The 15,609-nt window shown below is 75.1% G+C and carries 14 protein-coding genes; 4 read left to right on the forward strand and 10 right to left on the reverse strand.

The genetic code is table 11. The features are described 5' to 3' along the window. The first annotated feature begins 41 nt into the window (after positions 1-41). Entirely contained in the window at positions 42-1,688 is a 1,647-nt protein-coding gene (locus FRCN3DRAFT_RS0201455) for an NAD(P)H-hydrate dehydratase (RefSeq protein ID WP_007518678.1), read from the forward strand. 130 nt (positions 1,689-1,818) lie between these two features. Next, the gene (locus FRCN3DRAFT_RS0201460; protein WP_007518680.1) at positions 1,819-3,204 is read left to right on the forward strand and encodes an alpha/beta fold hydrolase; all 1,386 of its coding nucleotides are present in this window, start codon (positions 1,819-1,821) and stop codon (positions 3,202-3,204) included. Here FRCN3DRAFT_RS0201460 and tsaD read toward each other — a convergent pair. The 5 genes from tsaD to FRCN3DRAFT_RS53810 all read right to left on the reverse strand — a co-directional run bounded on the left by tsaD (position 3,187) and on the right by FRCN3DRAFT_RS53810 (position 6,637). After that, entirely contained in the window at positions 3,187-4,266 is a 1,080-nt protein-coding gene (tsaD, locus tag FRCN3DRAFT_RS0201465; protein WP_007518682.1) for a tRNA (adenosine(37)-N6)-threonylcarbamoyltransferase complex transferase subunit TsaD, read from the reverse strand. The genes FRCN3DRAFT_RS0201460 and tsaD overlap by 18 nt on opposite strands. After that, a complete protein-coding gene (gene rimI, locus FRCN3DRAFT_RS42165; RefSeq protein ID WP_007518684.1) occupies positions 4,263-4,889 on the reverse strand; it encodes a ribosomal protein S18-alanine N-acetyltransferase in 627 nt (208 codons plus the stop codon). Before rimI ends, tsaD begins: the two co-directional genes overlap by 4 nt. Further along, positions 4,886-5,590: a tRNA (adenosine(37)-N6)-threonylcarbamoyltransferase complex dimerization subunit type 1 TsaB gene (tsaB, locus tag FRCN3DRAFT_RS0201475; protein ID WP_007518687.1), complete on the reverse strand. Its 705-nt coding sequence runs from the start codon at positions 5,588-5,590 to the stop codon at positions 4,886-4,888. The genes rimI and tsaB overlap by 4 nt, the downstream gene beginning before the upstream one ends. Before the next feature lie 123 nt (positions 5,591-5,713). Then, a complete protein-coding gene (gene tsaE / locus FRCN3DRAFT_RS0201480; RefSeq protein WP_007518689.1) occupies positions 5,714-6,253 on the reverse strand; it encodes a tRNA (adenosine(37)-N6)-threonylcarbamoyltransferase complex ATPase subunit type 1 TsaE in 540 nt (179 codons plus the stop codon). A 51-nt stretch (positions 6,254-6,304) separates the two neighbouring features. Then, the gene (locus tag FRCN3DRAFT_RS53810; protein ID WP_007518691.1) at positions 6,305-6,637 is read right to left on the reverse strand and encodes a hypothetical protein; all 333 of its coding nucleotides are present in this window, start codon (positions 6,635-6,637) and stop codon (positions 6,305-6,307) included. A 237-nt stretch (positions 6,638-6,874) separates the two neighbouring features. On the opposite strand from FRCN3DRAFT_RS53810, the gene FRCN3DRAFT_RS0201490 reads away from it, so the two are divergent. Further along, the gene (locus FRCN3DRAFT_RS0201490) at positions 6,875-8,470 is read left to right on the forward strand and encodes a hypothetical protein (RefSeq protein ID WP_027140155.1); all 1,596 of its coding nucleotides are present in this window, start codon (positions 6,875-6,877) and stop codon (positions 8,468-8,470) included. Positions 8,471-8,548: 78 nt separating this feature from the next. Here the strand turns inward: FRCN3DRAFT_RS0201490 and alr are convergent, their stop codons facing one another. Next, the gene (alr, locus tag FRCN3DRAFT_RS0201495; protein WP_007514859.1) at positions 8,549-9,697 is read right to left on the reverse strand and encodes an alanine racemase; all 1,149 of its coding nucleotides are present in this window, start codon (positions 9,695-9,697) and stop codon (positions 8,549-8,551) included. 245 nt (positions 9,698-9,942) lie between these two features. Here alr and FRCN3DRAFT_RS0201500 point away from each other — a divergent pair, with 245 nt between their 5' ends. Next, on the forward strand, positions 9,943-10,467 hold the full coding sequence (locus FRCN3DRAFT_RS0201500; protein ID WP_007514857.1) for an SWIM zinc finger family protein: 525 nt from the start codon (positions 9,943-9,945) through the stop codon (positions 10,465-10,467). Between the two features lie 71 nt (positions 10,468-10,538). Here FRCN3DRAFT_RS0201500 and glmS read toward each other — a convergent pair whose 3' ends face one another. From glmS to rplM, 4 genes are all read right to left on the reverse strand, one after another. Further along, the gene (gene glmS / locus FRCN3DRAFT_RS0201505; protein WP_007514855.1) at positions 10,539-12,518 is read right to left on the reverse strand and encodes a glutamine--fructose-6-phosphate transaminase (isomerizing); all 1,980 of its coding nucleotides are present in this window, start codon (positions 12,516-12,518) and stop codon (positions 10,539-10,541) included. 142 nt (positions 12,519-12,660) lie between these two features. Next, positions 12,661-14,034, reverse strand: a complete 1,374-nt coding sequence (gene glmM, locus FRCN3DRAFT_RS0201510; protein ID WP_027140156.1) for a phosphoglucosamine mutase — start codon at positions 14,032-14,034, stop codon at positions 12,661-12,663. Between the two features lie 393 nt (positions 14,035-14,427). Continuing rightward, positions 14,428-14,835 (reverse strand): 30S ribosomal protein S9, encoded by a 408-nt coding sequence (rpsI, locus tag FRCN3DRAFT_RS0201515; protein ID WP_007514853.1) that lies wholly within the window; start codon positions 14,833-14,835, stop codon positions 14,428-14,430. A gap of 212 nt (positions 14,836-15,047) precedes the next feature. Then, positions 15,048-15,491 (reverse strand): 50S ribosomal protein L13, encoded by a 444-nt coding sequence (gene rplM / locus FRCN3DRAFT_RS0201520; RefSeq protein WP_007514852.1) that lies wholly within the window; start codon positions 15,489-15,491, stop codon positions 15,048-15,050. Positions 15,492-15,609: the final 118 nt, after the last annotated feature.

Genomic DNA, 15,609 nt, shown 5'->3' on the forward strand with positions numbered 1-15,609 from the left:
CGGGCGCCTGAAGGGCGCCGACGCGGGGCAGGATGGGCGGCATGCGTGCTGCTCATACCGTGGCGCAGGTGCGCGCCGCCGAGGCTCCGTTGCTGGAAGGCCTGCCGCCGGGGGCGCTCATGCAGCGGGCGGTGCACGGGCTGCTCAGCCACGCCGTGCGCCGCCTCGGCCGGCGGGTGTACGGAAGCCGCGTCGTGGTGCTCGCGGGCGGCGGGGACAACGGCGGGGACGCGCTGTGGACTGGTGCGCGCCTCGCCGCCCGCGGCGCCCGGGTGGACGCGCTGGCCCCTGGCCGGACCCACCTGGAAGGTACGGCGGCGCTGCTCGCCGCCGGCGGCCGGTTGCACCCCGTCGCCGCGCCGGGCGAGGTCCCAGCCGAGCCGACCGAGGACGGCTCCGAGGCGCTGCCGGACGCCACGGTCGCCGCGCTGCTGGCGAGGGCCGACCTCGTCCTCGACGGGCTGCTGGGGATCGGCGGGCGGGGCGGCCTGCGGGCGGCGCACGCCCGGCTCGCCGAGCTCACGCCGCCCGAGCGGACGATCGCCGTCGACGTGCCGAGCGGGGTCGACGCCGACACCGGGGCCGCGCCGGGCACCGCCATCCGGGCGGCCCTGACCGTGACGTTCGGGACGTACAAGCGCGGCCTGCTGCTCGGCGACGGTGCCGCGCACGCCGGGGAGCTGGCGCTCGTCGACATCGGCCTGGGCCTGCCCGCCCCCGACCTGGTCGCGCTCGACGACGCGGACGTCGCCGCCCTGCTGCCCGCACCGGGGCCGGCGGACTCGAAGTACACGCGCGGCGTGCTGGGCCTCGTCGGCGGCAGCGACCGGTACCCCGGAGCGGCCGTGCTCGCGACCGGCGGGGCGCTGCGCGGCGGCGCCGGCTACCTGCGGGTCGTCGCCGAGGCGCGGGCGGCCGAGCATGTGCGCGGCGCGCACCCGGAGACGGTGGTGACCGTCATCGAGCCGGGTGACGCCGACGCGATGCTCGCGGCCGGTCGGGTCCAGGCCTGGGCGTTCGGCCCGGGGGTCGTGCCCGACGCGGCCGCGCGCCGTCTGCTGGATGCCCTCGTCGCCACCGACGTGCCGCTGCTGCTCGACGCCGGCGCCCTCGACCCGTTCGCCGACGCGTTCGCCGCCGGCTTCCCCGCCCGGGCCGGCGCGGGCGTCGGCGTCGGCTTCACCGCGGGCTTCACCGGGGGCGGCGGGGGCGGCGCCGCCCGGTCCACCGGGCGGGACGTCCTGGCCCGGCGCGCCGGGCCGGTGGTGCTGACGCCGCACGAGGGCGAGTTCGCCCGGCTCACCGCGACCGCGCTCGGCTGGGATGCCGCCGGGACCCGGCGTGAGCTGGCCGACGACCGGCTCGGCACGGTCCGCCGCGCGGCCGCGGCCCTGGGCGCGACCGTGCTGCTCAAGGGCAACCGGACGCTCATCGTCGGGCCGGACGGTGCCACTCGGGTGAACACCACCGGCACACCCTGGCTGGGCAGCGCCGGCACGGGCGACGTCCTCACCGGCCTGGCGGGCTCCCTGCTCGCCACCGGTCTCGGCGCTCTCGACGCCGCCAGCGTCGCCGCCTACCTGCACGGCGTGGCCGGTCAGCTCGCCCCCCACCCGCTGTCGGCCGCGGATCTCCCCGTGGCGCTTCCCGCCGCGATCGCGCGTGTCCTCAGGAGCGCCGCCGGGTAGGAATTCGGCCCGATGGCCCGGTTGATGCCTCGGTGGGCGGATAGCGGGGTACTCACCGGTGCATCATCGGGTGCGGGCCGGTCACGACCGGTCGATAACCATGTGGGTCGACGAGCGGCGAGGTGGGCGGGTGGCGGGCGCGGCGACGGGGGTCGGCGGTCTCGCGCGGGGCGCGGCGACGGGTGCCGTCGACCTGATGGGCACCGTGGCAGGGTCGAAGACCGTCCGGCGGACGGGCGGCGGTCTGGGCCTGGCCGGCGCGGTGATCGCCGCCGGCCTGATCGCCGAGCGGCACGCGGTCCGGCGCGCGAGGGCCCTGCCGGACGTTCCCGTCGAGCACCGGCCGGGCCCCCTCGCCGGCCGGGCCACGACCGTGATCGCGACCGACGGCGTCCCGCTGCACGTCGTCGTGAGCGGCCTGGACGACGTCGCCGCCGCGAGCAACGCCCGGCAGGCGGCCAGCGCCGACTCCTCGGCCACCGCCGGCCACGAGGACCCGGGGGCGAGGGCCAACGGCGACGGCAACGGTGACGGTGACGGCGACGGCGACGGCTCGCACCACACTGCGGCCTGGACACGACGGGCGCGTCGGCGCCGTTCGGCGCCGGACGGCCCGACATTCGTGTTCGTCCACGGGTTCTGCAACACCGCCGACTCGTGGTGCTTCCAGCAGCGGGCGCTGGCGGACCTCGGTCCGATGGTGTTCTACGACCAGCGGGCCCACGGCCGCTCCGGGCCGTCGGAGGTGTCGCGCTGCACGATCGACCAGCTCGCCGACGACCTGTACGCCGTGCTCGCGGCGACGGTGCCGACCGGGCCGGTAGTGCTGATCGGCCACTCGATGGGCGGGATGACGATCCTCGGCCTGGCCGAGCGCCACCCGGAGTTCTTCGACGACCGGGTGATCGCGGTGGCGCTGTTGTCGACCAGCGCCGGCGATCTCGCCCGGGTGACGTTCGGTCTCCCGGCCGGGGTGACGGCGGCGGTCCGGCGGGTGCTGCCCGGGCTCGCCGTCGGCATGCGGCACACCCCGTCCCTGTTCGAGCGGGCCCGGCTGCGCGGCAGCGACCTCGCGTACTCGATCACCCGACGGGTCGGCTTCGGCACCACCGACGTCCCGCCGTCCGTGGTCGAGTTCCTGGAGGGCGAGATCGCCGGCACCCCGATCTCGGTGATCGGATCATTCCTGCCGACCCTGCTCTCGCATGACAAGCTGGCCGCCGCGGCCGTGCTGCGCCACGTCCCGACACTGCTCATGGTGGGCGACCACGACCTGATGACCCCGCTGCCGCACAGCCGCACGCTCGCCGAAGCCCTGCCCGAGGCCGAGCTCGCCGTCGAGGAGGGCGCGGGGCACGCGCTGCCGCTGGAGCGGCCCGACGCGGTCAACGAGCGGATCCGCGCCCTCATCGCCCGCGCCCACCCGGTCCGCCGCCCACTCCTGCGCTGGCCGCTCCCAGGCCGCCACGAGCACAGCCAGTCAGCCGCAGGCTCAGGCTCAGAGCGCGAGAGTTGACGACGCGGGCAGGTCCAGCGAGGACGGCGCGACGCCGGCGGCCGCCTTCAGCGAGCCGAGAGCGGCGACCATGGCGCCGTTGTCGGTACACAGGCCGGGCCGCGGCACACGCAGCGTGATGCCGGCCGCCGCGCAGCGCTCGGCGGCGAGCGCGCGCAGCCGGCTGTTCGCGGCCACGCCGCCGCCGATGACCAACGTCTCGACGCCGTGCTTCCTCGCCGCCGCGACCGCCTTCGCCGTCAGCACGTCGACGACGGCCTCCTGGAACGACGCGGCCACGTCGGCGACCGGGACCGGCTCGCCCGCGCGGCGGCGCGCCTCCACCCAGCGGGCGACGGCCGTCTTCAGCCCGCTGAACGAGAAGTCGAAGGTCCCGTCGCCGGCCTTGCCGCGCGGGAACGGGATCGTCGCCGACCCGTCGCGGGCCGCCCGGTCGATCGGGGGCCCACCGGGGAAGGGCATCCCGAGCAGTCGGGCGACCTTGTCGTAGGCCTCGCCGGCCGCGTCGTCGACGGTCGCGCCGAGCGAGACCACCGGCGCGCTCGCGAGGTCCTCGACCAGCAGCAGCGACGAGTGGCCGCCGGACACCAGCAGCGCGACCGACGGCGACGGCAGTGGGCCGTGCTCCAGGGTGTCGACGGCGACGTGCGCGGCGAGGTGGTGGATGCCGTAGAACGGCACGCCGAGAGCGAGCGCGTACGCCTTGGCGGCCGCCACGCCGACCAGCAGCGCCCCGGCGAGCCCGGGGCCGGCGGTGACGGCGACGGCGTCGATGTCGGACGCCTTCGCGCCCGCTGACGCGAGGGCGCGCTCGATCGTCGGCACCATCGCCTCCAGGTGCGCCCTGGCGGCTATCTCCGGGATGACGCCGCCGTAGCGGGCGTGCTCGTCGACCGAGGAGGCGAGCGCGTCGGCGAGCAGCACGCCGTCGCGCACCAGCCCGACGCCGGTCTCGTCGCAGGACGTCTCGATCCCGAGGACCAGCGGCCCCGGTGCTCCCGAGACCGGCGTTCCCGGGGCCCGGGTACCCGGGATCGTCCCGGTCAGGGTCGGCCGGCTCATGTCGTTCCTTCCACGGGGTTGCTGGCCACGGGGTTGCTGGTCGGGGTGGCGCCCGCTCTCACCACGTCCGCGGCGGCCTCGCCGTCCTTCTGGACCAGCGCGGCCCAGGCCGCGTCGAGCCGGGCACCATAACCGGGGGTGTCGATGGGGCGGGCGCGCATGACGTAGGCGTCGCCGCCGGACGGCTGGTAGTAGCCACGGCGTATGCCGATGTCGACGAAACCGAGCCGGGCGTAGAGGGCGCGGGCGCTCAGGTTCTCGGTACGTACCTCCAGCCCGCAGCTGCGCGCCCCCCGCCGGCGCGCCTCGCGCAGCAGCGCGACCATCAGCCGGGCGCCCAGCCCACGCCCCCGGTGGCCCGGCTGCACGCCGACGGTCTGGACAAACGCCTCGTCGTCGGTGATCGCGAGCCCGGCGTAGCCGGCGATACGACCGCCAACCAGGGCGGCGACGTAGTACCGGCTCGCTCCCTGAGCGAGCTCGGACCAGAACATCTCCGGTGTCCACGGGTCGAGGTCGAAGACGTCCTTCTCGAGCTCGGCGACCTCTGCCAGGTGCCACCAGCGAAGCGGGGTGAGCTCGACGGCGGGCGGGCCTGGAGGCGGCCCGCCGCCGGCGGTCATCCCGTCACCGCCTTGGCCGGGCCCGGCTCGGCCACGTCCGGCCGCCGCAGGTAGATCGGGGTCAGCGGCCCGGGGGCACGGCCGGCGAGCAGGTCGGGTGCCGCGAGGACGGCGAGAACCGCGGGATCCGGGTATTCGGGCACCGCGGCGCCGGCACCGGCGCCGCCCCGAGCCGCGGTGAAGTCCGCGAACGCGTCCGGGTAGAGCGCGAGCCCCGGCCCGGTGGCGTCGCCCACTCCGTCGGCGCGCAGCAGCTCGGCGGCTCGCACCGGCCTGTCGACCGCCGGGCCGGCGATCCGCGCGCCGTCGGCGTAGGCCGCCCAGAACACCTCCCGGCGACGCGCGTCGGTGACCACGCCGGTTCGCCCGCCGGTCGCCGCGCCGAGGCCGTCGAGCGAGCAGACGCCGTGGCAGGGAAGGCCCAGGGCTGCCGCGAACGTGGCGGCGGTGACGATCCCGACCCGCAGGCTGGTGAACGGGCCCGGTCCCAGCCCGACGACGACACCGGCGAGATCCGCCGGCTTGACGCCGGCCTCGACGAGGGTGTCCCGCGTCAGCGGGCTGAGCAGCTCCCCGTGCCGGCGGGCGTCGACGACCTGCCGAAAGGCCAGGGGACGCACCGCCGCGGGCCGAGGCGCAGCGTCCACTACGTTGACGAGCGCCACCGAGCAGGCCGGCGTCGAGGTGTCAAGGGCGAGCACCAACACCTGTCCAGCCTACGGACCGCGACCAGTGCCGCCTCGCACCGATCCAGTGGCCCGCCCCCAGTGGCCCGCCGCGTCAGCCGGTCAACGGGTCGGCGCCGCGGGCGGACGGGCGACTGGTCAGCCGATCGGCCCGTCGGCGGTGAGCAGCGCGCGGAGGCGGGCCGACCAGTCGGGCCCGGTGGGCGTCAGGCGGACGCGGCGCGCCTCGCCGGCCTCCTCGCCCTCGGGGCGTTCGATGTCGACGCGCAGGTGCTCCTGCGCGAGCTGCTCGACCCGGCCGGCGCCCCATTCGACGACGGTCAGCGCCACGTCGGTGTCCGCGTCGAGGTCCAGGTCGTCCACCTCGGCGATGCCGCCGAGCCGGTAGGCGTCGACGTGGACCAGCGGCAGCCGGCCGCCGGTGTGGACGCGGGCGAGCACGAACGTCGGCGACGTCACCGGCCCGCGCACGCCCAGCCCGGCGGCGATCCCCTGCACCAGCACGGTCTTGCCCGCGCCGAGCGGGCCGGCCAGCACGACCAGGTCCCCGGGCCGCGCGACATCGGCGACCCGGGCGCCCAGCAGCCGCATCTGCTCTGGCGTCTCCACGACCAGCGGGTCCGCCCCGGCGGGCGACGCGATGCCTGGCGGCGCGCCAGGCGAAGGTGAGATCGTCACCAGCTCATCATCCGCCCGCCCGGAGATGGAAGCGCCGCACGGCGCGGGCCTTTAGTGCGAGCAGCCGGGACCGCAGCCACCACCGCTGGCGGTGCCACCGAACGCGCCACGACCCGGACGCACCCTGACCACCTTCGGGGCGGCTTCGGCCACCGCGGCCTTCTCGACCTGCTCGCGGGTGGTCAGCATGAGCATCACCGGCCCGCCCGCGCCACCCGTCCCGCCCGGCTGAACCGGCCCCGCGGGCTCGTCGAGCCCGTCGCGGTCGTCCAGGGCGCCAAGCTCGTCAAGGTCATCCAGGTCGTCGCGCTCGTCAAGGTCCACGCCACCGGTCGGACCAGTCGCCGTGGTCGTGCGCCGCTCACCGCGTCGCCAGAGCCTCACGTCGTCTCCTCCACCATCACTTTTCAGCCAGCCACGGAGTCTTCGCCATCGATGACATCCGGCACCCGTGGCCCGCCCGCGCACGCGCGCCCTTCATGTCGAAGGTAGGTCGCCTCCGCCTCGCCGTCTCGGCGAGCCCGTATGCGGCGACCCTCTGTGACAGATCTGGCGAACGGCGCGCGGCGGGGAGATGCTCCAAAGGATGCTGATCGCGTCCTTCCTGGAAGGAGGGAACGCATGGCCGGCATGAACGGCCCCTGGCGGCCCGGAGAGCCGGCCGGCTCTCCGGGGCGGGACCACGTCGGCTCGGCGCGAGACCCCGACGCGCCGGACGGCCCGCTGGCGCGCCTGCTGACCGCGGCGTCCGGCGCGGCGCGCCGGGTGCTCGCCCGGCCGGGTGGCCGGGCCCTGGCCGCGGTGGGCGCCGTCCTGCTGCTCGCGGTCGCGGGCGGCGCCGTCTGGGTCGCCACGGCCGACCCGCCACCCACCGGCCCGAGCTGCGACGCGGCCGGCGTGGTCTGCACCCGTGAGGCGCGGTTCGCCGCCCAGACGGATCCGGACCGCGCCATCCTGGACCTGTCCGGCGTCCCCGCCGTCGCCGGCGCCGTCGGCGAGAGCTACGTGACCACCCGCCCGGTCGACTCGCTGCCACCGCCGCCCACTGGCGGTCGCGACGAGTGCGCGGGGCGGGCCGCCTGGGCCGCCTCGATCGGCGCGGCCCAGGCCGACGTCTCGCCCGTGCGCCTCGATGTCAGCGCCCGGCGGGACGTGCCGGTCGAGGTGCTCGGCTTCGAGGTCCACATCGACGCCAGCCACGTCGACGAGCCGGAGGGCGCCCTGCTCACCTGCACGGCGGCCGAGCGGCCGGACCAGTTCTCCCATCCGGTCCACCAGCTCCCGCAGGCGCAGGCGCTGGCCCGCGCCGACGCGGTGCTGCTCGACCTCGCGCGCATCACCTCCGAGCTGATCCCGCCGCGGCCGGAAGTCGCCACGGTCACCGTCCCGCCGTCCCCGCGCACGGTCGAGGTGGCCGCGGGCCGGACCGAGTCGATCCTCGTGGCCGGCCTCGCCGGCGCCTGTGACTGCCGGTGGCGCCTCGAGGTCTCGCTGGCGGTGGGCGGTGAGCGGCAGGTGGTCACGGTCGGCCGGGATGGCGCCCGTCTCGGCTCCGCGGACCGCAACCCGGGGCAACCACCATTCCAGACGGTGTCGTCGACGCAGCTCACCCCGTACCGCTACCTCGAGGGCCGGTGGCAGCCGGCCGAGCTTCCCCTGGGAGCCGCCCAGCCGGTCTGCCCGCTGCTGCCGTCCACCGAGGTCGCGGCCGCGTTCGGCTGGCGGACATCCGACCAGCAGAAATCCGATCCGTTCTTCCAGACCTACGCGCAGGAGAGCGAGATCCTGGGCTCCACCGACCGACCGGCTCACCTGCTGTCCTGCGCCTGGCAGGCCGACCCGGACCGCTACGGCGTGGGAAATCTCAGCGTGGACGTGCTGGAGCTCGCGGACGGCGCGGCCGCCCGGGCCGAGTTCGAGGCCGACCGGGCGCTGCTCGGGGGCGCGCAGCCGCTGTTCAACTGCGACCCGGGGGCAGGCACCGGCGGCACCGCGACGGTCCCGGTCACCGGAGTGGGCGACGACGCGGCCCGCGCGCCGGGCAGGCTCATCGCCCTCGCCGGCAAGAAGGTCGTCCGGGTCGAGCTGTGCGCCACGCCGCGGCCCGACCCGGACCAGCCCGCACCGTCCACGACGACGCCCGCGTCCAATCCGTCCGGGATGGTCGGCGATCCGGCCGCCCTCGCCCGCGTGGCCCGCGCCGCCCTCGCCGCGTAGCGGCGCGGGGTGGGGGCGGCTCGCGAGGTGAGGACAGCGCGGGGTGGGGGCGCCGCGGCGCGGTGACGGCGCGCGCCGTCAGGCGCCGCGGTAGACGCGGGGGACGCGGACGCCGACGCGGGTGACGATCTCGTAGTTGATGGTGTCGAGCGCGGCGGCCCAGTCGTCGGCGGTCGGCTCGCCGTCGTCGCCCGCCCCGAACAGCACCACCTCGTCACCGGCCGAGACCCGGTCGTCGCCGACATCGAGGACGAACTGGTCCATGCAGACGGTTCCGGCGATACGCCGGCGCCGGCCGGCCAGCAGCACCTCTCCGACGTTCGCCGCCGACCGGGGGATGCCGTCGGCGTAACCGACCGGGACGACCGCGAGCGTCGTCTCCGCCTCGGTGGTGTAGCGGTGGGCGTACGAGACGCCGGTACCGGGTGGCACCCGCTTGGCGAGTGTCACCCGGGCCGTCAGCCGCATCGCGGGCCGCAGGCCCAGCTCGGCCGAGCGGCCGACCTCCGGGCCAGGCGAGAGCCCGTAGACCGAGATCCCCGGTCGGACCAGGTCGAAGTGGGCCTCGGGGCTGACCAGGGTGGCGGCCGAGTTGGCCAGGTGGCGGACCTGGGGACGAAGCCCCGCCTTCTCGGCCACCGCGACGGCGTCGGTGAACCGGCCGATCTGCCCCTGCACCGTCGGGTGGCCAGGCGCGTCGGCGAACGCGAAGTGGCTCCACACGCCGACGACGTCGATGAGCCCCTCGGCGCGCAGCGCGGCCGCCGCGTCGCACAGCGCCGGCCAGTCGGCGGGACCCGCGCCCGCGCGGCCGAGCCCCGTGTCCGCCTTGAGGTGTACCCGCGCCTGGCGACCGGTCGCTCGGGCCGCCGCGGCGATCTCGTCCAGCGCCCAGCCCGCGGACGCGGACAGGTCGACGTCGGCGGCGAGCGCGTCGCCCAGCGGCTCACCGGGCGCCATCAGCCACGACATCACCGGCACCGTGAAGCCGGCGGCGCGCAGGGCCAGTGCCTCCTCGAGGACGGCCACGCCGAGCCAGGTCGCGCCGCCGTCAAGCGCCGCCCGGGCGCACGGGATCATGCCGTGGCCGTAGCCGTCCGCCTTGACGACGGCCATCGTGGCGGCGGACCCGGCCCGAGCCACCAGCGTCGCGGTCGACTCGCGCACCGCGTCCAGGTCGACGATCGCGCAGGCACGCGGTGCCACGGAGGCGTCCGGCTGGCTCATCGGCTCTCCAGGGGTCGGACGAGGTCGGAGTGAGACGGGGGCCTGTCCTGGTGGACACGGGCCTGCCAGCACCCTACTGGCCGCCGCGTCGCCCCCTCCGTTCCCGACAGTCCACGCCTGATGCGGCCCGATGCGCTCCGGACTGGCCCATTTGGGCGTGACACCACCGACGGGCCCGGAGGTCGCGCCTCCGAGCAAGGAACCCGCGGAGGCGGGTTGGTAGGGCGGGTGCGTAGGATTGGACGGTGATCATCAGGGTTTCCGGGGACGGCCCGCACGACGAGGTCGTCCTCACGCCGCTCGAGGCGGCCTTCACCGAGACCGCCTGCGCGGAGCTCGCGGGGGCCGAGACCTTCAGCCGCGGAGTCGGGCTCGCGCTCCTCGGCCGGGTCGCCGACCTGCGGATCCGGCCGAGCGACGCCACCGGAACCGTCGAGGACAGCCGCGAGTTCACCGTCAAACTGGCGGTGGGCGAGGACGGCCCGCAACAGCAGTGCACCTGTGAACGCGCGGCCGTGACGGCGCTGTGCCAGCACGGTGTCGCGGTAGCGCTGGCCGCGACCGGCCTTATCCAGGCCGACGACGACGAGGACGACCAGGACGACTACGTTCGCGCCGCCGTCGGCGTGTTCCTGGAGAGCCTGCCCAAGGCGGAGCTCGTCGATCTCGTGCTCGGCCTGGCCGACGACAACGAGGACCTCGCGGACGCGCTCTGGGACGAGACCGTCCGCTGGTATCACGACCGAGCCACCAGCGAGGCGGCGGACTAGCGGACGCCCCCGCCCCCGGTCGCGGGGCGGGGACGAAACGCCTGCCCGGCCGACGAAACGCCTGCCCGGCCTTATTCGACGGTGACCGACTTCGCCAGGTTGCGGGGCTGGTCCACGTCGAGGCCGCGGGCGAGCGCCAGCTCGCAGGCGAAGACCTGCAGCGGGATCGTCGTCACCAGCGGGGCGAACAGCGACGGCGTCGCCGGCACCCGGATCAGGTGGTCGGCGAACGGCTCGACCAGATGGTCGCCCTCCTCGGCGATCACGATCGTGCGGGCGCCGCGGGCCCGGACCTCCTGGATGTTCGAGACGACCTTGTCGTGCAGCACCGCGCGGCCGCGTGGCGAGGGCACCACGACGACCACGGGCACGCCCTGCTCGACCAGGGCGATGGGCCCGTGCTTGAGCTCCCCGGCAGGGAAGCCCTCGGCGTGCATGTAGGCGAGCTCCTTCAGCTTGAGCGCGCCCTCCAGGGCCACCGGGTAGCCGACGTGCCGACCCAGGAAGAGCACGGTCTTGGCGCCGGCGAGGCTGCGGGCGAGCTCGCGCACCGGGCCGACGGTGCTGAGCGTGCGGGCGACCAGGTCGGGCATCTTCTGCAGCTTCTCGACGTAGGCGCCGACCTCGTCGCCGTAGAGCACGCCGCGGGCCTGCGCGAGGAAGAGCCCGACGAGCAGGCAGGCGGCGACCTGGCCGAGGAACGTCTTGGTCGCGGCGACCCCGACCTCCGGCCCGCAGCGGGTGTAGAGCACCGCGTCGGACTCGCGCGGGATGGTCGACCCGTTGGTGTTGCAGATCGCCAGGACCCGGGCCTTCTGCTCGCGGGCGTGCTTGACGGCCATCAGGGTGTCGAGCGTCTCGCCGCTCTGGCTGATCGCCACCACGAGCGTCGAACGGTCGAGCACCGGGTCGCGGTAGCGGAACTCGGAGGCCATCTCGACCTCGCAGGGCAGCCTGGTCCAGTGCTCGATCGCGTACTTGGCGATCAGCCCGGCGTGGTAGGCGGTGCCGCAGGCGACGATGAACACCTTGTCGATGTCGCGAAAGTCCTCGCCGGAGAGGCGCTCCTCGTCGAGGACGATCGCCCCGTCGGCCGACAGCCGCCCGCGCAGGGTGTCGGCGAGCACCGCCGGCTGCTCGCTGATCTCCTTGAGCATGAAGTACGGGAAGCCGCCCTTCTCGGCGGCGCTCGCGTCCCAGTCGACGTGGTACGGGCGGCCCTCGACCGGCTCGCCGCTGAAGTCGATGACGCTCACGCCGTCGCGGCGGGCCTCGACGATCTGGTCCTGCCCGATCTCCAGCGCGTCGCGGGTGTGCGCGATGAAGGCGGAGACGTCGCTGGCGAGGAACGTCTCGCCCTGGCCGAGCCCGATCACCAGTGGGCTGTTGCGCCGGGCGCCGATGACCACGTCTGGGAAGTCCCGGTGCAGCACCACCAGGGTGAACGCGCCGGCCAGCCGCTGGCAGACCCGGCGCACCGCCTCGGTGAGCGGGTGGCGCCCGCCCTCGGCGCCCTCGGCCGCCGCGGCCATACCGCCCGAGCCCCGCGTCGGCTGGCCGCCTGCCAGCCTCCCAGCCGACGCGGCGAGGTTCGCCTCGCCCGAGCCCGGCCGGCCGAGCTCGGCCTCCAGGAGGTGCGCGACCACCTCGGTGTCGGTCTCGCTGACCAGCTCGTGCCCGGCGGCGAACAGCTCGGCGCGCAGCGCGGTGAAGTTCTCGATGATGCCGTTGTGAATGACGCCGATCGCGCCGGTGCAGTCGGTGTGCGGGTGGGCGTTCACGTCCGTCGGGCCGCCGTGCGTCGCCCACCGGGTGTGGCCCATGCCGGTCGTGCCGGCCATGCTGTCGCCGACGACGGCGCCGTCGTCGCTCTCCGCGAGCGCCTTCTCGAGGTTGGCCAGCTTTCCGGCGCGGCGGACGACCCGCAGCGCGCCCGCGCCGACCACGGCGATTCCCGCCGAGTCATACCCTCGGTACTCGAGCCGGCGCAGTCCACCGAGGGCGACCTCGAGAGCGGACTGCTCCCCCACGTAGCCGATGATCCCGCACATGCGGCTCAGCGTACGCAGCCTCGCCGCCGCCGTGCCGACGGACCCACGAAGCCGCGAGCGGTTTCACGAGCAGTCCAGCCCAGAAGCCGCGAAGACCCTGCCCGCGTTTCGTGAGTTTTGTTACGCCCGTTCCCGTCCTGGCTCACTGGGCCGCCGCGGTGCCCAGTTCCCGTTTGACGGCCTCCGCGAGGCGGGTGGCGATCGCGCGGGCCTGGGCGTCGGTGGGCGCCTCGACCATCACCCGCACCAGCGGCTCGGTCCCGGACGGGCGCAGCAGCACCCGGCCCTCGTCGCCCAGCTCCGCCTCGGCGGTCCGGACCGCGGCGGCGAGCCCGGCGGACGTGGACGCCCGGGCCCGGTCGACCCCGCGCACGTTCACCAGGACCTGCGGCAGCCGGGTCATCGCCTTGGCCAGCTCGCCGAGCGGCTGGCCGGTCTCGCGCATCCGCCCGACCAGCGTGAGCGCGGTGAGCAGGCCGTCGCCGGTGGTGGCGTGCCGCAGGAACACCACGTGGCCGCTCTGCTCGCCGCCCAGCGCGATGCCCTCGCGGCGCATCTCGGCGAGGACGTACCGGTCGCCGACCGGGGTGGCGAGGACCTCGATCCCGGCTTCCCGCATGGCGTGGTGGAAGCCCAGGTTGGACATGACGGTGACGACCACCCGCCGGTCGGCCAGCTCGCCGCGCTCGGCCAGCGCCAGCGCGCACACGGCCATGATCTGGTCGCCGTCGACGACCTCGCCCGCGGCGTCGACGGCCAGGCAGCGGTCCGCGTCGCCGTCGTGGGCGATTCCGACGTCCGCGCCGTGCTCCAGGACGGCGGCCCGCAGGCTGTCGAGGTGGGTGGCCCCCGAGCCGTCGTTGATCAGCTTGCCGTCGCCGTCAGCGTGCAGCGCGACGACGTCGGCGCCGGCGGCGCGCAGCACCCGCGGCGCGAGCGTCGACGCGGCGCCCTGGGCGCAGTCGACGACGACCCGCAGACCATCGAGCCGGACGGGCAGGGTGGACAGCAGGTGCTCGACGTAGCCGTCGACGAGCCTGGCGATGTAGCCGGGCTCGTCGCGGACACGCCCGACCGCGGCGCCGGTCGGGCGCCGCGCCGGCGGGGCCGCGAGCCGGGTCTCGATGGCGTCCTCGACCTCGTCGGGCAGCTTGTGGCCGCCCGCGGCGAACAGCTTGATCCCGTTGTCGGGCATCGGGTTGTGGCTGGCCGAGAGCATCACGCCGAGATCGGCGCCGGTCGCGGCGACGATGTGCGCGACCGCGGGCGTCGGCACCACGCCGACGCGGACGACATCCGCGCCCCTGGACGCGAGCCCGGCGACGACCGCCGCCTCCAGGAACTCGCCCGACGGGCGGGTGTCCCGCCCCACCACCACCACCGGCCGGCCCGCGTCCGCCGCCCGGTCCTCGGTGAGCACCTCGACCGCCGACTCCGCCAGCCGTAGAGCCAGCTCAGCGGTCAGGTCCACGTTCGCCACGCCACGCACGCCGTCCGTACCGAACAGCCGCCCCATGGGGATCTCCCAAAACCAGTCGCACATCGCCGAGCACCTTCACGGACACCGGCGGCGCCCCCGCGCTCGCCACGTCCTGTGGCGGCCGCCGGCGCCGCTCGCCGGCCTGCCCCGAGGCCCGGGCCGCCTCGTCCGGCCCTGGCGTCAGAGACACGCCTGAGCCCGCGGGTGCAATCAGGCTCGCCACATCTTCGCCGACCTGGCGCCGGCTTCCTACCGAGCCTCGCCACGAGTCGGCCAGCCTCGCCCGGAGGGCGGGCAGGCGGACGGGCCCGCCGCGACGGGCGGGCAGGCCCCGCGGGCGGGCGCGGCGGGCACAGCAAAGCCGCCCGTCGAGGACGGGCGGCTTGCCGTGCTGGGTGCCCCGCCGGGCGGGTACCCATGGAGCTCTGGCTACCGCTTGCTGTACTGCGGAGCCTTACGGGCCTTCTTGAGGCCGTACTTCTTGCGCTCCTTGACCCGGGAGTCGCGGGAGAGGAAGCCGGCCTTCTTCAGGGTCGGCCGGGACTCGTCCTCGACGATGAGGAGCGCCCGCGCCACGGCGAGCCGCAGCGCGCCGGCCTGGCCGGAGATGCCACCGCCGTGCAGCAGGGCGATCACGTCGTACGACTCAGCCCGGTCGAGAGCCTTCAGCGGCTCGTTGACCATCTGCTGGTGCACCTTGTTCGGGAAGTAGTTCTCGAGGGTGCGCCCGTTGAGGGTCCATTTCCCCGTGCCGGGCAGCAGGCGCACGCGGACAACGGCCTCCTTGCGGCGGCCGGTCGCCCTCGGGTTGCCCTGGACGTCGGTCACGACAGACACGTCGCGTTCCTTCCTTACATTTGGTGGTCGCGCCAGGCGCGAGATCGGGGGTCCGGGGCCCCTGGGTCCCGGGGATCCGGGCTAGCGGATCCGCGAGGGAGATGCTCCCCCGGGCAGACATTGCGGCCCCCTGGAAGCCGACCGAAGGCGTTCCCCTCGCGGATCAGCGGGGACCCCTTCTGGCGACCAGGGCAGGCCGGCTGGGTCCGCGGCTACTGCGCGACCTGGATGATTTCGAACGGCTGCGGCTGCTGCGCCTGGTGCGGATGGGTCGGGCCCGCGTAGACCTTCAGCTTGCGCGCCTGGGCGTGGCCGAGCCTGTTCTTCGGGAGCATGCCCTTGATGGCCTTCTCGACCAACAGCTGCGGCCGGGTGTCGAGCAGCTCGCCGTAGCTGGTGCTACGCAGACCGCCCGGGTAGCCCGAGTGGCGGTAGTACTGCGACTGCTCCCGCTTCGACCCGGACAGCGCCACCTTGCCGGCGTTGATGATGATCACGAAGTCGCCGGTGTCAAGGTGTGGGGCGAAGTACGCCTTGTGCTTGCCACGCAGCAGCTGGGCAGCCTGGCTCGCCAGCTTGCCGAGGACGACGTCGCTGGCGTCAATGACATGCCACGCACGCTGGACATCCGCGGGCTTGGGCTGGTACGTGCGCACAGATCTGCCTTCTTCGTCGGGACGACGCTCGCGATACCCACCCGAGTCCGACCCAATTGGATCTGATCCCCAGACGACGAGCACGTCAAGAATGTGAGGAACGGACACGTCGACAGTC

This window comes from Pseudofrankia saprophytica (assembly GCF_000235425.2).
GTDB lineage: Bacteria > Actinomycetota > Actinomycetes > Frankiales > Frankiaceae > Pseudofrankia > Pseudofrankia saprophytica.